Genomic DNA, 19405 nt, shown 5'->3' on the forward strand with positions numbered 1-19405 from the left:
ACCAACCAGTCGTAATCTCCCGGCAAAGAGTGTGCCGAACGGGCGGCTTGTCCGGTCACGCGCCCGGCTCACGCGCACTGCCTCCACTGGTCGACCAAGGAGTAGCCGTGAGCCCGTCCCTGACCAGCACCTCCGTGCCCGCCGGCGTCATCCTGCCCGCCGAGGTCAGGGCGGCACTCGACACGTGCCGCAACGTGGTCGTCCCGGCGACGCGTGCCGAGCTCTACGCGCTCGCCCTCGGCCCCGACGGCGGGCCACGGTTCTCGGTCGACTACGACGTCGACGGCACCCTCGTCACCGAGGCGGACGTGGTCCGCTGCACCAACGGGATCGCCGTCAACTACCCCGAGGACTACATGCGGCGCCGGGACCCCGACTGCATGCGGATCGCCGACGACCTCCCGACGGACAAGCCGCGTTACCGCGACGTGTTCGGCGCCGAGTTCGCGCCGACCAGAGCCCAGACCCTCGAGTGGCTGTCCGAGCAGGACCTCGTGGTCGTCCCGTTCAAGGCCGGAGGCCTGCGGTACGGCTACCCCTCGCTCGCGATCTGCCCGCTCAACGCGGCGTTCTTCGCGCTCACGCTGGTGGACCTGCAGGGATGGGTCACGTTCGACGAGCTGGGCCCGTTCACGGCACGGTCGATCCTCTACGTCGCACCGCCGTTCCGCCACACGCACTTCGGCGGACGGCAGGTCGTCGTGCACGACCGCTCCGCGACCCTGCACGAGGTCTTCGCCTACAACCTGTACCCGGGGCCGAGCGCCAAGAAGGGCGTCTTCTCGGTGCTGCTGGACATCGGCGAGCAGGAGGGGTGGGTGACTGCGCACGCGTCCTCGGTCCGCGTCACGACGCCCTACGAGAACGAGACCGTGATCATGCACGAGGGTGCCTCGGGCGGCGGCAAGTCCGAGATGTGCCAGGAGCTGCGCCGCCAGGAGGACGGTCGCATCCTGCTCGGCACCAACGTGGTGACGCACGAGCCGTACTTCATCACGCTCGGCGAGACCAGCGCGCTCGCGCCGGTCACCGACGACATGACGTTGTGCCACGCGTCGCTGCAGCGCGGGGACGGCACCCTCGTGGTGGCCGACGCGGAGGACGGCTGGTTCGTCCGCGTGGACAACCTCACCGAGTACGGCGAGGACGTGCACTTCGAGCGCGCCTGCATCCACCCGTCCGAGCCGCTCGTCTTCTACAACATCCACGGCGTGCCGGACGCGACGGCGCTGCCGTGGGAGCACACGCTCGACTCGAACGGGACGTCCTGCCCGAACCCGCGGGTCGTGATCCCGCGCCGGCTGATCCGGAACGTCCTCAGCGAGCCCGAGGAGGTCGACGTCCGGACCTTCGGCGTCCGCATGCCCGCGTGCACCCGGGCGCAGCCGAGCTACGGGATCATGGGCATGACGCACATCGTGCCGCCCTCGCTCGCCTGGCTGTGGCGTCTGATCGCCCCCCGCGGGGACAAGAACCCGTCGATCGGCGAGAGCAAGGACTGCACCGACCGGCTCGCCCACGGCGGCATGGTGGCCGAGGGGGTCGGCTCGTACTGGCCGTTCGCGACGGGGACCAAGGTGGCCGCCGCCAACCTGCTGCTGCGGCAGCTCGTCGACGCCTCACGCACGCGGTACGTCCTCACGCCGAACCAGCACATCGGTGCGTACAAGGTGGGGTTCGCCGCCGAGTGGCTGACCCGCGAGTACCTGGCGCGTCGTGGTGGCGGCAAGATCCGCCCCGACCGGCTGGCCCCGGCGCGGTGCCCGCTGTTCGGCTACGTGTTCACCGAGATGAAGATCGACGGCCAGCTCCTGCGGCCGACCTTCCTGCGGCCCGAGCAGCAGTCGCAGGTGGGCGTGGAGGCCTACGACGTCGGCGCGGGCATCCTCACGAGCTTCTTCAAGAGCGAGCTCGCGCAGTTCCTCACCGAGGACCTCGACCCGCTCGGCCGGCAGATCGTCGAGGTGTGCCTGCGCGACGGGACGATCGACGACTACGTCGCCCTCACGCCGCTGTTCGGCTGAGCGCGCCGCTCCTGGTTGACCCGTCACGACGGGACCGTCGGCGACCCTGGACGGGGCCGTGGTCGCCGACCGCTGTTCCGCGCCGGTGGGGGTGCCTGCCGACAGCGTCCGACGGGCGGTCGGCGTCCTGATCGACGAGGAGTGCCGACTCCCGCGGGTCACGACTCCCACCGGAATTCTGAAGAATCGTATACCGGGTGATGCTGGGAAAAGACTGGGAGTCAACCTGGCAATTCGCTGGGAACTGGTGAGAGGTGCATTTATCACCGCCAACGTCGTGCCCTTGGTCCCGTTTATTACCGGCATGTACCGGGGTATGTTGATGACGACGTAGTCCGCACGCTGGGAAAGAGGTCGGTCATGCTGTTGTGGCAGGACGAAGCGATTAGTTCGGGTAGTTATGTCCCCTGGGGCTGGCTCTCGATATCGGTGCCGAACCTGATCGTCATCATCGTGATGATCGTGCTGTTCGTCCTCGCGATCACGCTCCCGTTCCCCAAGGAGCGGCGCAACCCGAGGAAGCACTCATGAGCGGGGCGCCCGTCGTCGACGACGAACCCGCGACCAGCTGGATCGGGAAGGTCCGCAACCGCCTCGAGCGGGACCTCCCCTACGAGAAGGTTCTCCCCGAGACCCAGCCGGCCTACGTCGCCTCGTGGATCTACGTGTTCGGGGTCCTCACCCTTGCGGCCCTGATCATGATCGTCGCCTCCGGGACCGTCCTCGCCTTCGAGGGCCCGTCCTGGTACCACATCTCGAAGGTCGGGAAGTTCTTCAACAGCCTGCACTTCTGGGCCGTCCAGCTCTTCTTCCTCTTCATGGTCATCCACCTGCTCGGCAAGTTCTGGATGGCGGCCTGGCGGGGCAACCGGGCGCGCACCTGGATCACCGGGATGATCGCGCTCATCGTCTCGATCGGCGCGGCGCTCACCGGCTACGTGATCCAGACGAACTTCGACTCGCAGTGGATCGCGTTCGAGGCCAAGGACGGGCTCAACGCCGTCGGGATCGGCGCCTGGTTCAACGTCGCGAACCTGGGCCAGAACCTCCTCATGCACGTCTTCCTGATGCCGGCGATCCTGGCCGTCCTGGTCATCGTCCACGTCGTGCTCGTCCGGCTGCACGGCGTCGTGCCGCCGATCGACGCCGCCGAGGTCGAGGCCGCCGGCGGCGCCGTGCACACCTCTGCCACCACCGAGCCGACGGAGGCCCGCTGATGTCCACGTCGGCACGCCAGAAGCAGATCGAGCGCGAGCACTGGACCGGACCGGTCCGCCACTACGACATCCTCAAGGAAGGCTCGATCGCGCTCGCGGTCGTGGTGATCCTCACCTTCGTGCTCGCGGGCATCTTCAGCTCCCCGGACGACCCGGCGCTCACGCTCAAAGGCTGGGCCAAGGCTGCTCCGGACAACCTCTACGCGGTGACCGTCTCCGAGCTCGCCGGGACGTCCGACTCGGCGACCTACGGCCCGCCGTACAACAACGGTGGTGACGGGGTCGCCCTCGGCCCGCTCACGCCGCAGAAGTGGATGGGCATCCACCAGCCGGTCGACCCCACCAACGACTTCGTCGTGACCCCGCTCGAGTCCCAGCAGCAGCCGTCGGACGTCGCGGCGGCGCTGAGCCAGTGGAAGGCGGCCACCCCGGACCAGCGAACGGCCTGGGCGACCGCGTACGACACCGCGCTCAACGACCCCAACGGGGCCAACGGCGACGCCTCGAAGGTGCCCACCGGCGACTACGGTCCCGTGCCGACCATGGCGAGCGGGCTCGTCGCGATGGCCTCCTCGGGAGCGCTCGACAGCATCCTGGCGGCGCCGGGCCAGTTCTACAACACGAACACCACCAAGCAGATCCTTTTCCTCGGTGACGGCTCCTACCTGGACGACGCCGCAACGGCGGCCCACCTCCAAGGCAATGAGTGGGGAATGATGAATGAGACCGGAAGCTACCCGGGGCAGGAATGGTTGCAGCCATTCTCGTTCTGGTATCAGCTGCCGATCTTCAACAGCGATGCGACGACCGGTATTGCCGCGACATTGACGGCAAATGCGGACATCTACATCTTCGCCATCATCGCGATCATGATGCTCGTGCTGATCCTGCTGCCGTTCATCCCGGGATTGCGTTCGATCCCGCGCTGGATCCCGCTCCACCGTCTCGTGTGGCGCGACTACTACAGCCGCAAGGGCGCCACGCGCTGACCGTGGCGACGCCACGAAGGGGTCCGGCTCGGTCGAGCCGGACCCCTTCGTCGTGCCGGGCCCGCCGGCGTGCTCAGGATCTGCGGCGCGGTCCCCGGTCCCGTCGGGTCAGAGGTCCGTCGGCGGGACCTGGGGCTGCGCGGCGGCGGCCAGCAGGTCCGACACCCGGTCGAGGGCTCCGGGGACGACCGAGTAGTACGACCAGACCCCGCGCTTGTCGCGCGCCATGAGCCGGGCGTCGACCAGCACCTTCAGGTGGTGCGACACGGTCGGCTGGCTCAGCCCGACGGGATCGGTCAGGTCGCAGACGCAGGCCTCCTGGCCGGGGGCTGCTGCGACGAGGGAGAGCAGCCGCAGACGTGTGGGGTCGGCCAGCGCCTTGAGCGTGTGGGCGAGGGGGACCGCCTCCGCCGCGGACAGCGCTCCGGCGCCGACCGGGGTGCAGCACGCGTGGGGCTCGGTCGTGGCGGGCTCGGACGACGTCATCTGCCCAGTCTGGCAGACAGATAGACGACGGCCGATGGCTCCGCACCGGGGGTGGCGGGCCGGGCCGGGCGCGGACGTTCACCCGCCAGAGGCGCCTGCAGGACCATCTGCGGCGGGTACCGTCACCGGTGGGTGGACGGAGGAGGGCGCGACGGGACCGGCGCGCGACGGGAGCGAGGGGGCGACGTGCACGAGCTCGATCGCTGCGTGGTGTTCGACGGCAGCCAGGTGCTCCTCGACGGGTACGTCCGGTCGTTCGACGACGGCACGATGCAGGTCGAGTCCGAGGACGTCGTGCGCGGCGGGGTCGAGCCCGGTACCGAGCTGTCCCTCCTCGTGCTCGACGAGGTCCGCGGCGAGTGCCACTACTGGGCGCAGGTCGCCCGGGTGAGGTCACGCGGCCTCGACCTGGTCGACGTCGAGATGGTGCAGGTGGTGCAGAAGCGCCGGGTGGCGCGCGTGCGGGTCGACCTTCCGTGCTCCGGGACCCTCGAGCCCCAGCCCGGGTTCGAGGCGTCGGCAGGCAGCGCGACGGTGACGACCGATGCGCCGGGATCACCGTCCGGCGGACCGCTGGCCTTCACGGTGCTCGACGTCAGCGCCCACGGGATCCAGGTGAGGTCCACGACCCGGCTGACCGTCGGGCGGCGGTTCGGCTTCGTGTTCGCGCACACGCGCGTCCCGCTCACGCTCACCGCCGAGGTGGTGCGCGTGGAGGAGTCCCTCACGGGGTACCGGTACGGGTGCCGGTTCGTCGACCACGGTGACCGCTCGTCCGAGGAGCTCTTCCGCTTCGTCATGCAGCAGCAGGGACTGCAGCGGCGCAACCGTCTGCTCGGCTGAGCGTCACACCTCGCTGACGGGGAGCAGCGGCTGCTCGATCAACCGGCCGGCGTCCGCCCCGGCGAGCGCGTGCGTGAGGTAGAAGCCCTGGATGCTGGTGCAGCCGAGCTCGCGGAGGAGCGCGACCTGCTCCGACGTCTCGACGCCCTCCGCGACGACCTCCAGACCGAGAGCCCGGCCGAGCGCCACGATCACGTTGACGATCTCCCGGCCCTCGTCACTGGTGGTGAGCGCGCCGATGAACGAGCGATCGATCTTGAGCGCCTCCACCGGGTACCGGTGCAAGGTCTGCAACGACGAGTGACCGGTGCCGAAGTCGTCGACGTGCAGGCGCAGACCCGCACGGCGCATGTCGCCCAGCAGCCGCTCGGCCAGCTCGGGGCGGTGCATGATCACGGTCTCGGTGATCTCGAGCGTGAGGAGGTCGGCGGGCACGTCGAACTCCGCGAGCATCGCCCTGATGTGCGGGAGCAGGCCGGCGTGCCAGAACTCCCGGTCGGAGACGTTGATGCTCACCGGGACCTCACGCGCGTGGAGGTCGCGCCACTCGGCGATCTGGTGGCACGCCTGCCGGATCGTCCAGTGTCCGAGGCGGACGATCAGCCCTGTCTCCTCCATCACCGGCAGGAACTCGTCCGGCAGCACCAGGCCACGTTCCGGGTGCTGCCACCGCACGAGGGCCTCGAAGCCCGTGACGTCACCGGACGGGAGGTCGACGATCGGCTGGTAGTGGACGACGAACTCGCCGCTCTCGAGCGCACGACGCAGCTCCTGGTGCATCGAGAGCCGGGACTTCGCGCGCGCGTGCATCGCGACGTCGAAGAACTCCAGGCTCCCGCGGTCGTTGGTCTTCGCCGCGTACATGGCGGTGTCCGCGTCGCGCAGGACGTCCTCCGCACTCTTGTAGGTGACCGCGCTCGTGGCGATCCCCATGCTCGCGCCGACCGAGAGCTCGTGGCCGTCGACGCGGGTGGGAGCGTGCAGCGCCTCGAGGAGGCGGTTCGCCGCCGGCAGGATGTCACCGGCCTCGATGTCGTTGAGCAGGACGGCGAACTCGTCCCCGCCGAACCGCGCAGCGGTGTCGACGTCACGGAGCTGCGACTCGAGGCGGCGCCCGACCTCGATGAGCAGGTGGTCGCCGACCTCGTGGCCGAGGGAGTCGTTGACCACCTTGAAGCCGTCGAGGTCCAGGAACAGCACCGCGAACGGGATCCCCGACCGCCGGGACTGGGCGACGGCGACGCGCAACCGGTCGAGGAAGAGCCGTCGGTTCGGCAGACCCGTCACGGTGTCGTGCGTCGCGCTCTCGCGCAGCTGGGCCTCGAGCTGCTTGCGCGGGTGGATGTCGGCGAGGGACCCCACGATGCGGGTGGCGGCGACACCGGCGGGACCGGCGGGCCGTGCCCGGCACAGGGTCCAGCGGTAGCTGCCGTCGAGCCCACGCAGCCGGTGCTCGTGCTCGATGATCTCGCGCCCCTCGCCCTGGCCCCCGGCGAGCATCATCTTGAGCGGGAGGAGGTCCTCGGGGTGCACCGCTGCCCACCAGGCGTCGGGCCGGCACTCGTCGGGGTCGTCGATCCCGAGCATCGACCGGGCCCGCGGCGAGTAGAACATCGTGTCGGTCGTGAGGTCCCAGTCCCACAGGCTCTCGGCGGTGGCCTCGATCGCGAGGGCGAGCCGCTCCTCGCTGCGCTGCACCGACTCGAGCAGGTCGCGCTGCTCGAGCGCCACGGTCAGCAGCGACGCCCAGTACCCGTAGGCCTCGTGCGCGCTCATCGCCACCATGTCGAGACGGCCGACGACGGCCAGGAGCCCCCGCGGGTTCCCGTGGGTCTGCACGGGGACGACGAAGACCACCTCGTTCCGCTCGGGGCGTGCGGCCTGGATGAGGTCGCGCGGCGGGAAGTCCTCGACCGCGCAGTCCGTCCCGACCAGCGGGCCGAGCACGCCCCGCACGTCGTGCACGGACTCGACGTGGACGCGACGGCGGTCCGGATCGGTCCACAGGGCGAGGCAACCGATGTCGACGTGCGTCTCGGCGAGCCACGAGAGCTGGAGCGGGTCGTCGTTCTTGAGATCGATGAGGTCGGCGCCGATCCGGTACTGCTCGGCCCGCGCGCGCTGGTGCGCAAGGTCGCGTTCCAGGTACAGGCGGGTGTGCTCGTGCCACATCCCGGCTGCGACGCGGGCCGTCACGTGACTCGCCCGGTCCGCGGGAGCGGCGTCGGCCCCGGCCTGCATCGCGGCGCGGGACACGTACCGGGTGGCGGTCGCGAGCAGCAGCCGCAGCGTCTGGGAGGTGACGCTCGCGGGGACCATCGCGGCGACGGCGTCGTCCAGGCCGGGCCCGGGAAGGGGATTGTCGACCCCGAGGGCCGCCCGGATCTCCTCGACGAGCCGCCGCGTCGCCGCGCGCTGACCGCTCAGCACGGCCTCGGTCACGGTGGCCGGGAGCAGGATCGAGGAGACCTCGGCGACGAACGCCCGGTCGAGCTCCTCGGCCGTCCCGTACGCCTCGAGGCCGAGGGTGTCGGGAGCCGCCGTGCACCCGCACGACTGCCGCACGGCGAGCGAGGACGCCACCGTGTGCGGTCCGGGCGCGACGTCCGCGCCCTCGAGCATCGCGTGCACGAGCCGTGCCGCGAGCGATCCGATGAGCGTGAAGGGCTGGCCGACGGTGGTCAGCGCGGGTCTCGTGAAGGATGACCGGTCCGCGTCGTCGAACCCGACGACGGCGAGGTCGGTCGGGACGTCGACACCGGCCTCGGCCAGGCGCTCGAGGAGACCGATGGCGTTGTGGTCGGTCGCGACGACGACGGCCGTCATCTCCGGGCGGTCGGCGAGGATCCGCTCGGCGACCTCGCGACCGCCCGTGGCGACGTCGTTCGAGGCGGTGAAGAGAAGGGCCGGGTCCGGCTCGATGCCGTGCGCGCGGAGCGTGGTCCGGTACGACGCGTACCGGGCGCGAGGATCGGAGTGGAGGAGGTTCCCGACGAAGCCGATGCGCGTGTGACCGTGCGCGATCAGGTGCTCGACGGCCTCCCGGGTGCCGCCGACGTTGTCCCCGACGGCGCTCGGGACCTCGAGCCCGTCGACGGAGTCGCAGGCCAGCACGACGGGGATGCCGCGTCCGAGCAGTGCCCGGAGATGCGCCTCGCCGGCGGACGTCACCGAGATCGCCCCGTCGATCTCGTTCCAGGCGCTCGGCTCGCTGAGGTCCGGCACGGGGAGGACGTCGTCGGCGTCGCGGCTCGGCTCGACGCTCTGGATCACGACGACCTTGCCGCCGGCCGCAGCGACCTCGGAGGTGATCCCGGCGATGATCTGCCCATAGAAGAAACCGCTCGACCATGGCGTCAGGACGCCGATCGTGAACGGGCCCGCCACGGGTATCGCCTCCTCGCGAAATCCTGCCGAAGGGCCGGTGCGGCGTGCGGCCGCGTGTTGCCCCCACGCTGACTATCGGCACGCTCACGGCCGGTATGACCTTCGGACCGGGTGAGACGATTCGCCCATTCGGGTTCCTCCAGGCACAATAGGACCACCTAGGCGCCTGAATGTGCGCCTGACGTCGTGGAGCACCTGCGAGTTCACGCGGCGAGCCCCGACCCTCCGACGCCGGAAAGGCGATCATCCCTGTGACTTTCTCTGCCCTTGGTGTGCCCTCGTCCCTGGTTGCCGTCCTGACGGCCCAGGGGATCGAGTCCCCGTTCCCCATCCAGACCGCTACCCTCCCGGACACCCTGGCGGGGCGTGACGTCCTCGGACGTGGCCGGACGGGTTCCGGCAAGACCCTGGCGTTCTCGCTCCCCATGGTGGCGCGGCTCGCCGCGTCGACGGGTGCGCGCCGGCCCGCCCGCCCCCGCGGACTGATCCTCGCCCCGACCCGCGAGCTCGCGACGCAGATCGCCGCCACGCTCGAGCCGCTCGCGAAGGCGGAACGACTGAGCATCACGACGGTCTTCGGCGGGGTGTCGCAGAACCGCCAGGTCAGCGCCCTCAACGGCGGCGTGGACGTCCTGGTGGCCTGCCCCGGCCGGCTCGAGGACCTGCTCACGCAGCGGGTGCTGTCCCTCGACGGCGTCGAGATCACGGTTCTCGACGAGGCCGACCACATGGCCGACCTCGGCTTCCTCCCGGGTGTGAAGCGGATCATGGACAAGACCCCGTCGCGCGGCCAGCGGATGCTCTTCTCCGCGACGCTCGACAACGGTGTGGACCAGCTCGTGAAGCGCTACCTGACCGATCCGCTGACGCACTCGGTCGACTCGGCCGAGTCGCCCGTCGTCCAGATGACCCACCACGTGCTCGCGGTCGCCGACGCGGAGACCAAGCGCCTCGTGGTCAACGAGCTGGCCTCCGGCACCGGCCGTCGCCTCCTCTTCATGCGCACCAAGCACCAGGCCAAGAAGCTGGCCAAGCAGCTCACCGCCGCCGGGATCCCCGCAGTCGACCTGCACGGGAACCTCAGCCAGCCGGCGCGCGAGCGCAACCTCGCGGCGTTCACGTGCGGTGACGTCAAGGTGCTCGTCGCGACGGACATCGCGGCGCGCGGGATCCACGTGTCCGACATCGAGCTCGTGGTGCACGTCGACCCGCCGGCCGAGCACAAGGCCTACCTGCACCGTTCGGGACGCACCGCTCGTGCCGGCTCGGCCGGCGACGTCGTCACGGTGATGCTGCCCGAGCAGGCCGGTGACGTGCGGACGCTGACGCGCCAGGCGAAGATCGACGTCCGCCCGCAGCAGGTCCGGCCCGGGTCGCGCGTCGTCGCCGAGCTGGTGGGCGAGGTCGCACCGTACGTCACCCCCTCGGTGGTGGCCGAGCCGGAGCAGGCGCGCGGTCGACGCGGCGGCGCGCCGCGGTCTGCCGGGCAGCGGTCGGCGGCCCCGCGCACGTCGCGGGGGGCCGGCCGGGAGACCTCGGTCCGCGGCAACGACCGCACCGGTGCCGCGACGGCAGGGTCGGCCGCAGGTGGGTACGGCGGCGGCTCGCGGCGGACGGGCGCGGGCGGTCCGACGAGCGCTCCGCGCACAGGTGACACGCCTCGCGGTGGTGCACCGCGTGGGACCGGCGCACCGCGACGCGGGGGTGCACCCCGCACCGGTGCCGCTGGAGCCCGGGTGCCGGTGTCGTCCGGCGGGGCCGCGCGCGGCGCGGGTGCGTCGCAGCGCAACGGTGGCGTCGAGATGTCACGCAACGCCTCGGCGGGTCGCCGCGGGCGCTGACGGCGCCGGACGCGGAACGATCCGCCCGCTCCCGGTGTTGTGCTGGGCGACGCACGGCACCATCGGGACCAGGAGGCGGCATGGACGCATCGGACGAGAGCTACCCGGTCGCACGGTCCGACGAGGAGTGGCAGCTCGAGCTGAACCCGATGGAGTTCAGCGTGCTGCGCCGGGCGGCGACCGAGCGGCCGTGGACCGGTGAGCTCCTCGACGAGAAGCGCACCGGTGTGTACCGGTGCCGGGCGTGCGGCAACGAGCTGTTCCGCAGCGACACCAAGTTCGACTCGCACTGCGGGTGGCCGAGCTTCTTCTCCCCGCTCGCCGGCGACGCGGTCGAGCTGATCGAGGACCGGAGCCTCGGGATGGTCCGGACCGAGGTGCGGTGCGCCAGGTGCGGGTCCCACCTGGGGCACGTGTTCGACGACGCACCGCAGACCCCGACGGGGGACCGGTACTGCATGAACTCGGTGTCGTTGGCCTTCACGCCGGAGCCGTGACACGGACAGATGTCCCCGAACGAGGTACGTGCGTGCGCCGGGCGCCGCCGCCTATCCTGAGAGTGTTGCCTGCCGCGTGAAGGGCGTCACCCGCCTGGTTCCTTGGCGTCATGGCGCGAGCTGCCGATGAGGTGTGATGTGGACGAGTCGCTGATCGTGCGGAGGTGGCGGCGCTACGGCGCCGACCGTCTCTTCGTGATGGGCGACACAGGCGCACGGGTCGGTTCGGTCGACCTGCGGTCCGGTGAGGTGACCGTCGACCTCCCCACCCTGGAGAGCGGGCTCCGTCGAGCGGCGCAGGAGTTCCTGCGCTCCGACTCCGAAGAGCTCGTGCTCCGGCTCCCGGACATCGACCTCGACGACCCGGGCGTCGACCCGGGGCCGGTCGGTACCCGGCTCGACCGCCTGACCGCCTACGCGTGGCACGTGCAGCACAACGTCCCGATGGGCCGGCAGGGCGACGTGATCGAGCACCTCCTCATCGGCCCCGGTGGCGTCTACACGGTGACGGTCAGGTCCCACCCGGGGTCGACCGTGGTGGTCGACACGCACGTCGTGCGGGTCGACGGGCGTGCGACGTCCTACGTCCGGGACGCACGGCTCGAGGCCCGGCGTGCGCGGGCGCTGCTCGCGGACGCGGTCGGGAGCCAGGTCGTCGTCCGCCCGGTCGTCGTCATCGAGGAGGCGGGCGAGCTCGACCTCGCGCCCACGACCATGCCGGACGACGTGCTCGTGCTGGACGGCGCCGACGTCCCGGGGCTCTTCCCCCGGGTACCGGCACGGCTGTCGGCGGATCTCATCGACCGGCTCGCGGCGGCGGCACGAGCCCGGTCGACCTGGGCCGGCTGAGCGCCTCGACGGTCGGCACGGTCTGCCTGGTCACGGCTCCTGCCGCGTGCGCACCGCCCTCTCGACGTCCGCGTTGAGCCGCCGCAGCTGATCGGCGAACGTCGCCACCTCGCTCGGGTCCCACGACGCCAGCGCGTCGCGGAACCACCGGCGGCGGGCCTCCTGCGCGGCGGCGACCTGCCGGGCGCCGTCCGGCGTCAGCTCGAGCAGCTGCCCGCGGGAGTCGTGCGGGTCGGGGCGTCGGGTGACGAGCCCGAGCTCCTCGATCCGGCGCAGCTGCCGCGACATGGTGCCCTTCGAGACGTTCACGTACCGTGCCAGCTCGCTCGCCCGGATCCCCGGCTGACAGGCGATCTTCGACAGCAGCGGGTACGCGCCGGGCTCGAGCGCGGGGTGCACGGCCCGTGCGAGGACGGCCGATGCGCCGTGCGAGCGTCGCATCAGCAGCCCGAGCTCGCGCTCGACCAGGAGGAAGGGGTCGTCGGGGTTCACCCGCCCATCCTCGTCGATCTCGAGGTGGCGACGAGCCGCGCAGGGGTCGACGGCCGACGTGGTGGCGACGGTGGACGTCGTCGTCGCGTCGCTGCCGGGGCCGTCGGCGCGTCGACGCCCCGGGGCGAGGTCGAGGACAATGGCGGGATGGCACCCGAGACCGGCGCGTCGCGTCGCCCCCGTCGCCCCGCGATGCTCGACCCGAGACAGGCCGACGAGCTCCCCGGGGACATCGACCCCGCGCTGCGGTCCGAGATCGCGCACACGACGGCGGCCGCGATCGTGCACCAGGGGCGGGCCTCGGACGACCCGGCGCTGGTCACCCGCCTCGTGACCCTCGTGGAGGCCGAGGGGCTGGACATGGTCGCGGCGATGTGGGCGGACAGCCCGGCGGGGACGTTGCCCGGTGCGCTGTGGCGGCTGTACGTGCTGCGGGAGTGGGTGCGGCGGGACCCGCGGACGATCGCCGAGCGGTACCGCCTCGGTGTCGCGTCCGCGCCGGTGCACGACGCCGTCGCCGGTGTCGCCAGCCCGCCCGGACCGGACGAGGTCCGCGAGGTGGCCGACGCGGTCCTGTCCGGGGTGTTCACCGGCGACCTCGCGGTCGCGCTCGAGCGCGGAGCGGCCTTCTGCCGGGTGCTCGCGACCGGTGCGGCCTTCGACGCCGATCACCTCGACGAGCGCGACGACCTCGCGGCAAGGCATCTCACCCTCGGCGCGTCCCTGCTGGTCAGGACCGCGGACGAGCTCGCCGAGGCGGCCTCCCTCTGGCGCGGCGACCGGCTCGACTGAGACGCACCGTAGAATCGTGGGCGACGCCGGGTCGCGGTAGCCCCGGGCTCCACACAAAGCCGCTACGAGCGGCCTCCGCGCCGACAGGCGCTCTGCGGCCCGGCGTCTCCACCCTCCGGAAATCCCACGGCCTTCTCCGTGACATCTCTGGGGTTACGTGTTCACCGGGCGTCTGCCCTACGGTGGTCACCGATATGTCCCCCCTCTCCCGGAGACCCCTGTGCGCCTGCGTCTCACACCGCGCGATACCTCGTTCTTCGACCTTCTCGCCGCGTCCGCGGCGCACCTCGTCACAGGGGCCAACCTTCTCGGCGAGCTGCTCGGTGCCGACCGCAAGTCACGCAAGGAGATCGCCGGTCGGATCGGCGAGGCCGAGCACCTGGCCGACGACGCGACGCACACGATCATGCGGCGCCTCGACCAGACCTTCGTCACCCCGTTCGACCGGGACGACATCTACAACCTCGCCTCGGCCCTCGACGACTGCATGGACTTCATGGAGGAGGCTGCCGACCTCATCGTGCTCTACAAGATCGACGAGCTGCCGGCGCGTGTCGCCGACCAGGTGCAGGTCCTCCAGCGTGCGGCCGAGCTCACGGCGGACGCGATGCCCCGGCTGCGCGCGATGTCGAACCTGTCCGAGTACTGGGTCGAGGTCAACCGCCTGGAGAACCAGGCGGACAAGATCCACCGCAAGCTCCTGGCCCAGCTGTTCGACGAGATCAGCGACCCGATCGAGCTGATGAAGATCAAGGAGGTCGTCGAGAAGCTCGAAGACGCCGCCGACGCCTTCGAGAAGGTGGCCAACACGGTCGAGACGATCGCTCTCAAGGAGTCCTGAGCTCACGTGGAGATGGCTCTCGTCGTCCTCGTCGTCGTCATCGCGCTCGGGTTCGACTTCACCAACGGGTTCCACGACGCGGCGAACGCGATCGCGACCTCGGTCTCGACCCGGGCGCTGACCCCGCGGGTCGCGCTCCTCATGGCGGCCTCGTTCAACCTGGTCGGGGCGCTGCTCGGCACCGCGGTCGCGCAGACCATCGCGCAGGACATCGTCGACATCACCGACGCCTCCGCCCACCAGGGGCTCGTCCTCGTGCTGTGCGCCCTCGTCGGCGCGATCGTCTGGAACCTCATCACGTGGCGGCTCGGGCTGCCGTCGTCGTCGACCCACGCGTTGATCGGTGGTCTCACCGGCGTCGGGGTCGCGTCCGGCATCCACGTGTACTGGCAGAAGATCCTCGACAAGGTCGTCCTCCCGATGGTCGTGTCGCCGATCGTCGGGTTCGGCCTGGCGTTCCTCGTGATGGTCGGCGTGCTGTGGCTGTTCCGTCGCTCGTCGCCGACGAAGACCACCCGCCGGTTCCGGATCGCGCAGACCGCGTCGGCCGCAGCGATGTCCCTGGGACACGGGCTGCAGGACGCGCAGAAGACGATGGGCGTGATCGTGCTCGCCCTCGTCGCCGGGGGGCACTACTCCGGCACGGTGATCCCGCTGTGGGTCAAGCTCGCTGCGGCGTCCGCGATCTCCCTCGGGACGTACTCGGGCGGCTGGCGGATCATGCGGACCCTCGGGCGGCGGATCATCGAGCTCGACCCCGCGCGCGGGTTCGTCGCCGAGGCGGTCTCGGCCGCGGTGCTCTACACCGCGGCGTTCTCGCCCATCCATGCTCCGATCTCGACCACCCACACGATCACGTCCGCGATCATGGGCGTCGGCGCCACCAAGCGGCTGTCGGCGGTGCGCTGGGGTGTCGCGAAGAACATCGCCGCCGCGTGGGTCCTGACGATCCCGGCCGCCGCACTCGTGGCCGCCCTGATGTACGTCATCCTGAACCCCCTCCTCGGCTGACCCCTCCCGCGCGCCACCCGCCACCCGCCACCCCCGCCACCCCGTCGACCGGTCGACCGGTCGACCGGTCGACCGCAACGCTCCGTCGACCGAAGCGCCCCGTCAAGTGGAGCGATGTGCGACCGACACGCGGGCGTGTCGTCGCACATCGCTCCACTTGACGGGGCGAGGGGACGGGGACGGGGACGGGGACGGGGACGGGGACGGGGACGGGGACGGCGAGGGGGAGGCGGGGTTACTCGACGGGTGGGAGGTGGGTCTCGACGGCCACGACCCGTGGCCCCTTGGACGTCGAGGTGACGTGGGCGATGAGCACCTCGCCCGGCTGGAGGAACGGGTCCGAGATCGGCAGCGAGCTCGCGACCGACCGGCGCGAGTGCTCGCCGAGCACGTCGAGAACCGTCGGCAGCACCGGACGGTGCGTGCACAGCACCACGTCGTCCCGCCGCTCCAGGGCGTGGCGCACCTCCGCCGCGACCCGCCCGGGCGACCTCTCGTGGTCCGCCTCGGTGAGGAACGTCGACGAGTGCGGCTCGATGTCCGCCGCGAGCGCGTACGGGGCGATCGTCATGGCGCAGCGGGCCCACTGGCTCGTGATGACCGCGCGCACCCCGAAGGCCGACAGCACCGGGACCAGCGCACGGGCCTGCACCTGACCGCTCGGCGTCAGCGGCCGGTCGTGCTCGTCCCCGTCCCAGCCGGAGCGCTTCCGGGCGCTCGCGTGGCGTGCGATCACGAGGGCCCGAGTGTGCAGCCGACCCTTCTCGAGGTGCGAGACGAGCGCCTCGAGGGGACCACGGTCCTCAGGGCGGGTCAGCTCCCGCCGGGCATCGTCGATCGAGACCCAGCGGACGTCGTCGATCTCGTCGAGCGTCGCACGCGGCACCGTCGGACGCGCGCGCAGCGGTGCCACGTCCCGCTTGCCGCCGACGCGCGCCGCCCAGTAGTGCACCCGCTTCGTGCGGCCGTCGGCGATCACGTACTCGAGCCCGGGCAGCGGGACGCCGAGCACCACCGGGTGACCGGTCTCCTCGGCGATCTCCCGGGCGGCGGCCTGCGGTGTCGACTCGCCGGGGTCGAGCTTCCCCTTGGGCCACGACCAGTCGCGGTAGCGGGGGCGGTGCACCAGGGCGACCTGGACCGTTCCCTTGTGCTCGCGCCAGACGACGGCCCCCGCCGCCTCGACAGGACCGGGTTGCCCCGAGCTCGGCGTGCTCACCGGCTCATGCCCAACCGACGCCGCTGCCGCTGGATCAGCGTCGACTGAAGGTCCTTGAGCGGCCCGTCCGGACCCAGGTGATGACGTTCCCAGCTGCCGTCCTCGTGCAGCCGCCAGCTCGACGTCCCGTCGTCCATCGACTCGTCCAGCAGCTCGACCAGCTCGGCCACCTGGTCCGGGTCGGAGATCCGGACCAGCGCCTCGACCCGGCGGTCCAGGTTGCGGTGCATGAGGTCGGCCGAGCCGATGTAGACCTCGGCGCCGGCGTCCGAGATCCCGTTCGCGAACGCGAAGACGCGTGAGTGCTCGAGGAAGCGACCCAGGATCGACCGCACCCGGATCGTCTCGCTCAGACCCGGGACGCCGGGGCGCAACGCGCAGATCCCGCGCACGAGCAGGTCGATCGGCACCCCGGCCTGGGAGGCGCGGTACAGCGCGTCCATGGTGTCCTCGTCGACCATCGAGTTCACCTTGATCTTGATGCCGGACGGCAGGCCGGCACGGGCGGCGGCGGCCTCGCGGTCGATCCGCTCGATCAGACCGGTCCGCACCGACCGCGGCGCCACGAGCAGCCGGTGGAAGCGCGACTTCGGCGCGTACCCGCTGAGCTGGTTGAACAGCCGCGTGAGGTCCTGGCCGACCTCGGGGTCGGCCGTCAGGAGGCCCAGGTCCGTGTACAGGCGCGCGGTCTTCGGGTTGTAGTTGCCGGTCCCGATGTGGCAGTAGCGGCGCAGCCCGTCGGGCTCCTGGCGGACCACGAGCGAGAGCTTGCAGTGCGTCTTGAGCCCGACGATGCCGTACACGACGTGCACGCCGGCCTGCTCGAGCTTGCGTGCCCAGGTGATGTTGGCCTGCTCGTCGAAGCGGGCCTTGATCTCGACGAGGGCGAGCACCTGCTTGCCGGCCTCCGCGGCGTCGATCAGGGCGTCGACGACGGGTGAGTCGCCCGAGGTGCGGTACAGGGTCTGCTTGATCGCCAGCACCTGCGGGTCCGCGGCAGCCTGCTGCAGGAACGTCTGCACCGAGGTCGAGAACGAGTCGTACGGGTGGTGCAGCAGGATGTCCCGGGTGCGGATCGCCGCGAACACGTCGGTCGGAGTCGCGGACTCGACCTCGGCGAGCTGACGGTGGGTGGTCGGGACGAACCGGGGGTACTGCAGGCTCGGCCGGTCGAGGTCGGCGATGAGGTTCAGACCGGTGAGGTCGAGCGGGGCCGGGACCTCGTAGACCTCCTCGTCCGCGACACCGAGCTCACGCACGAGGAGCTCACGCGTGCGCGGGGTGATCCCGGCGGCGAGCTCGAGCCGCACCGGGGGTCCGAACCGGCGCCGGAGCAGCTCCTTCTCCATCGCCTGCAGGAGGTTCTCGGCGTCGTCCTCCTCGACCTCGACGTCCTCGTTGCGGGTGACCCGGAACGTGTGGTGCTCGAGGACGTCCATCCCGGGGAAGAGGTGGTCGAGGTGCTCGGAGATGACGTCCTCGAGGGGGACGAACGACATCGGGCCGGCGTCGAGGGACGGGGCGCCGCGCTCGGGCTCGCTCGGGCGGCCGCTCGCGTCGACGGCGATGAACCGGGGCAGCAGCGGCGGCACCTTGACCCGGGCGAAGTGCTCCTTGCCCGTGGCCGGGTTCATCACGACGACGGCCAGGTTGAGCGAGAGCCCGGAGATGTACGGGAACGGGTGCGCCGGGTCGACCGCCAACGGGGTGAGCACGGGGAAGATGCGCCGACGGAAGTACTTGTGCAGGCGCTCCTGCTCCTCGGGGCCGAGGTCGTCCCACCGCACGAGGGTGATCCCCTCGGCGGCGAGGCCGGGTTGCACCTGGTCCGAGAACACCGCGGCGTGCCGCACCGTGAGCTCGTGCGCTCGCTCGCTGATCGCCTCGAGCACCTGACGCGGGCTGCGGCCCGACGCGGACGTGACGGCCAGACCTGTCGCGATCCGGCGCTTGAGGCCGGCGACACGCACCATGAAGAACTCGTCCAGGTTCGACGCGAAGATCGCCAGGTACCGCAGCCGTTCGAGCAGCGGCTGGGTGCCGTCCTCCGCGAGCTCGAGCACGCGCTGGTTGAACGCCAACCAGCTCAGCTCACGGTCGAGGAACCGGTTCTCGGGAAGGGGCTCGTTCGCCTCGGCGGCCGCGTCGAACGACGGGTCCTGCTCCTCGGCGGCGATGTGCTCGGCGATGCGCTGGGCGAGCTCCCGGGCAAGCGGGGGCCTCGACGACGATGCGGTGGTCATTCGCCCATGGTGTCACCTGGCGGCGCACCGGTGGCGGACGACCCGTACATCACGTCGACGGCTGACCGCGTGAAGCCTGCGCGGCGGTATGTCCGGACCGCGGGGGTGTTGTCGGCCTCGGTGTAGAGCACGACGCTGCGCAGCCCACGGGCCCGCAGGTGCGTGAGGGCGAGTCCCGTGAGGGCGGCGCCGAGGCCCTGTCCCTGGGCATCCGGGTCGATGCCGAGGGCGTACAGCTCGCCGACGGGCCCGGCGTCGAGCTCGCCTGCCGGGTGCACCTTGGTCCACGCCGATCCGACGAGGACCCCGTCGCGCTCCGCGAGCAGGAAGCCCGCCGGGTCGAACCACGGCTCGTGCTCGCGTGCGTCGACGTCGGCGGGGGTCAGCCGTCCTTGCTCGGGGTGCGACGCGAACGCGCGCGCGTTGACCCGGCACCACGCGTCCTCGTCCGCGCCGGGGACGAACGCACGGATCGTGACCCCGGGGGGAGTGGTGGCTCGGCGTGTGCACCGGCGGTCAGGTCGAGCCGCATCTGCCACAGCTCGCGGATCACGGCGAGGCCCGACGCAGCGGCGAGGTGACGAGCGGCCGGGAGGTCGCCGTGCGCCCAGACGTGGACCGCGCGTCGGGACGGTGCGGTGCCGGGGGCGAGCCCGGTCGGCACCGGCTCCGGG

At 71.3% G+C, this 19405-nt stretch carries 17 protein-coding genes; 11 read left to right on the forward strand and 6 right to left on the reverse strand.

Annotated features, from left to right (window positions below):
- The first annotated feature begins 107 nt into the window (after positions 1-107).
- The 4 genes from LJB74_RS12350 to LJB74_RS12365 all read left to right on the forward strand — a co-directional run bounded on the left by LJB74_RS12350 (position 108) and on the right by LJB74_RS12365 (position 4230).
- A complete protein-coding gene (locus LJB74_RS12350) occupies positions 108-2024 on the forward strand; it encodes a DUF4914 family protein (RefSeq protein WP_259308815.1) in 1917 nt (638 codons plus the stop codon).
- 360 nt (positions 2025-2384) lie between these two features.
- The gene (locus tag LJB74_RS12355; protein WP_259308816.1) at positions 2385-2555 is read left to right on the forward strand and encodes a hypothetical protein; all 171 of its coding nucleotides are present in this window, start codon (positions 2385-2387) and stop codon (positions 2553-2555) included.
- The gene (locus LJB74_RS12360; RefSeq protein ID WP_259308817.1) at positions 2552-3241 is read left to right on the forward strand and encodes a cytochrome b N-terminal domain-containing protein; all 690 of its coding nucleotides are present in this window, start codon (positions 2552-2554) and stop codon (positions 3239-3241) included. The genes LJB74_RS12355 and LJB74_RS12360 overlap by 4 nt, the downstream gene beginning before the upstream one ends.
- Positions 3241-4230, forward strand: a complete 990-nt coding sequence (locus LJB74_RS12365; protein WP_259308818.1) for a hypothetical protein — start codon at positions 3241-3243, stop codon at positions 4228-4230. The genes LJB74_RS12360 and LJB74_RS12365 overlap by 1 nt, the downstream gene beginning before the upstream one ends.
- Positions 4231-4338: 108 nt before the next feature.
- Here the strand turns inward: LJB74_RS12365 and LJB74_RS12370 are convergent, their stop codons facing one another.
- Positions 4339-4716 carry a metalloregulator ArsR/SmtB family transcription factor gene (locus LJB74_RS12370; RefSeq protein ID WP_259308819.1) on the reverse strand — a complete coding sequence of 126 codons (378 nt, stop codon included), beginning with the start codon at positions 4714-4716 and terminating at the stop codon, positions 4339-4341.
- A gap of 186 nt (positions 4717-4902) precedes the next feature.
- Between LJB74_RS12370 and LJB74_RS12375 the strand changes: the two genes are divergently transcribed.
- Positions 4903-5559, forward strand: a complete 657-nt coding sequence (locus LJB74_RS12375; RefSeq protein ID WP_259308820.1) for a PilZ domain-containing protein — start codon at positions 4903-4905, stop codon at positions 5557-5559.
- 3 nt (positions 5560-5562) lie between these two features.
- Here the strand turns inward: LJB74_RS12375 and LJB74_RS12380 are convergent, their stop codons facing one another.
- On the reverse strand, positions 5563-8946 hold the full coding sequence (locus LJB74_RS12380) for an EAL domain-containing protein (RefSeq protein WP_259308821.1): 3384 nt from the start codon (positions 8944-8946) through the stop codon (positions 5563-5565).
- 251 nt (positions 8947-9197) lie between these two features.
- On the opposite strand from LJB74_RS12380, the gene LJB74_RS12385 reads away from it, so the two are divergent.
- The 3 genes from LJB74_RS12385 to LJB74_RS12395 all read left to right on the forward strand — a co-directional run bounded on the left by LJB74_RS12385 (position 9198) and on the right by LJB74_RS12395 (position 12133).
- Positions 9198-10787 (forward strand): DEAD/DEAH box helicase, encoded by a 1590-nt coding sequence (locus tag LJB74_RS12385; RefSeq protein WP_396125161.1) that lies wholly within the window; start codon positions 9198-9200, stop codon positions 10785-10787.
- Between the two features lie 80 nt (positions 10788-10867).
- Positions 10868-11284 carry a peptide-methionine (R)-S-oxide reductase MsrB gene (gene msrB / locus LJB74_RS12390; protein WP_259308822.1) on the forward strand — a complete coding sequence of 139 codons (417 nt, stop codon included), beginning with the start codon at positions 10868-10870 and terminating at the stop codon, positions 11282-11284.
- Between the two features lie 138 nt (positions 11285-11422).
- Positions 11423-12133, forward strand: a complete 711-nt coding sequence (locus LJB74_RS12395) for an NERD domain-containing protein (protein ID WP_259308823.1) — start codon at positions 11423-11425, stop codon at positions 12131-12133.
- Positions 12134-12163: 30 nt separating this feature from the next.
- Here LJB74_RS12395 and LJB74_RS12400 read toward each other — a convergent pair whose 3' ends face one another.
- The gene (locus LJB74_RS12400) at positions 12164-12625 is read right to left on the reverse strand and encodes a MarR family winged helix-turn-helix transcriptional regulator (RefSeq protein ID WP_259308824.1); all 462 of its coding nucleotides are present in this window, start codon (positions 12623-12625) and stop codon (positions 12164-12166) included.
- Positions 12626-12817: 192 nt separating this feature from the next.
- On the opposite strand from LJB74_RS12400, the gene LJB74_RS12405 reads away from it, so the two are divergent.
- From LJB74_RS12405 to LJB74_RS12415, 3 genes are all read left to right on the forward strand, one after another.
- A complete protein-coding gene (locus LJB74_RS12405; protein ID WP_259310354.1) occupies positions 12818-13417 on the forward strand; it encodes a hypothetical protein in 600 nt (199 codons plus the stop codon).
- Between the two features lie 220 nt (positions 13418-13637).
- Positions 13638-14258, forward strand: coding sequence for a DUF47 domain-containing protein (locus LJB74_RS12410; RefSeq protein ID WP_259308825.1), 621 nt, complete (start codon positions 13638-13640; stop codon positions 14256-14258).
- Between the two features lie 6 nt (positions 14259-14264).
- Positions 14265-15269 (forward strand): inorganic phosphate transporter, encoded by a 1005-nt coding sequence (locus LJB74_RS12415; protein WP_259308826.1) that lies wholly within the window; start codon positions 14265-14267, stop codon positions 15267-15269.
- Positions 15270-15504: 235 nt separating this feature from the next.
- On the opposite strand, the gene LJB74_RS12420 is transcribed toward LJB74_RS12415, so the two are convergent.
- From LJB74_RS12420 to mshD, 3 genes are read right to left on the reverse strand one after another with little or no spacing between them, the layout of a single operon-like run.
- A complete protein-coding gene (locus tag LJB74_RS12420; protein WP_259308827.1) occupies positions 15505-16488 on the reverse strand; it encodes an NUDIX hydrolase in 984 nt (327 codons plus the stop codon).
- A complete protein-coding gene (locus LJB74_RS12425) occupies positions 16485-18731 on the reverse strand; it encodes an RNA degradosome polyphosphate kinase (RefSeq protein WP_259308828.1) in 2247 nt (748 codons plus the stop codon). The genes LJB74_RS12420 and LJB74_RS12425 overlap by 4 nt, the downstream gene beginning before the upstream one ends.
- Positions 18728-19270 (reverse strand): mycothiol synthase, encoded by a 543-nt coding sequence (gene mshD / locus LJB74_RS12430; RefSeq protein WP_259308829.1) that lies wholly within the window; start codon positions 19268-19270, stop codon positions 18728-18730. Before mshD ends, LJB74_RS12425 begins: the two co-directional genes overlap by 4 nt.
- Between the last annotated feature and the right edge of the window lie 135 nt (positions 19271-19405).

The organism is Cellulomonas sp. P24 (assembly GCF_024704385.1).
In the GTDB taxonomy this organism is placed as follows: Bacteria; Actinomycetota; Actinomycetes; order Actinomycetales; family Cellulomonadaceae; genus JAJDFX01.

Bases quoted from the DNA above. Each gene is read 5' to 3' on its own strand.
- LJB74_RS12355 (WP_259308816.1), top strand. From the start codon at position 2,385: ATGCTGTTGTGGCAGGACGAAGCGATTAGTTCGGGTAGTTATGTCCCC.
- LJB74_RS12360 (WP_259308817.1), top strand. From the start codon at position 2,552: ATGAGCGGGGCGCCCGTCGTCGACGACGAACCCGCGACCAGCTGGATC.
- LJB74_RS12365 (WP_259308818.1), top strand. From the start codon at position 3,241: ATGTCCACGTCGGCACGCCAGAAGCAGATCGAGCGCGAGCACTGGACC.
- LJB74_RS12370 (WP_259308819.1), bottom strand. From the start codon at position 4,716: ATGACGTCGTCCGAGCCCGCCACGACCGAGCCCCACGCGTGCTGCACC.
- msrB (WP_259308822.1), top strand. From the start codon at position 10,868: ATGGACGCATCGGACGAGAGCTACCCGGTCGCACGGTCCGACGAGGAG.
- LJB74_RS12405 (WP_259310354.1), top strand. From the start codon at position 12,818: ATGCTCGACCCGAGACAGGCCGACGAGCTCCCCGGGGACATCGACCCC.
- LJB74_RS12425 (WP_259308828.1), bottom strand. From the start codon at position 18,731: ATGACCACCGCATCGTCGTCGAGGCCCCCGCTTGCCCGGGAGCTCGCC.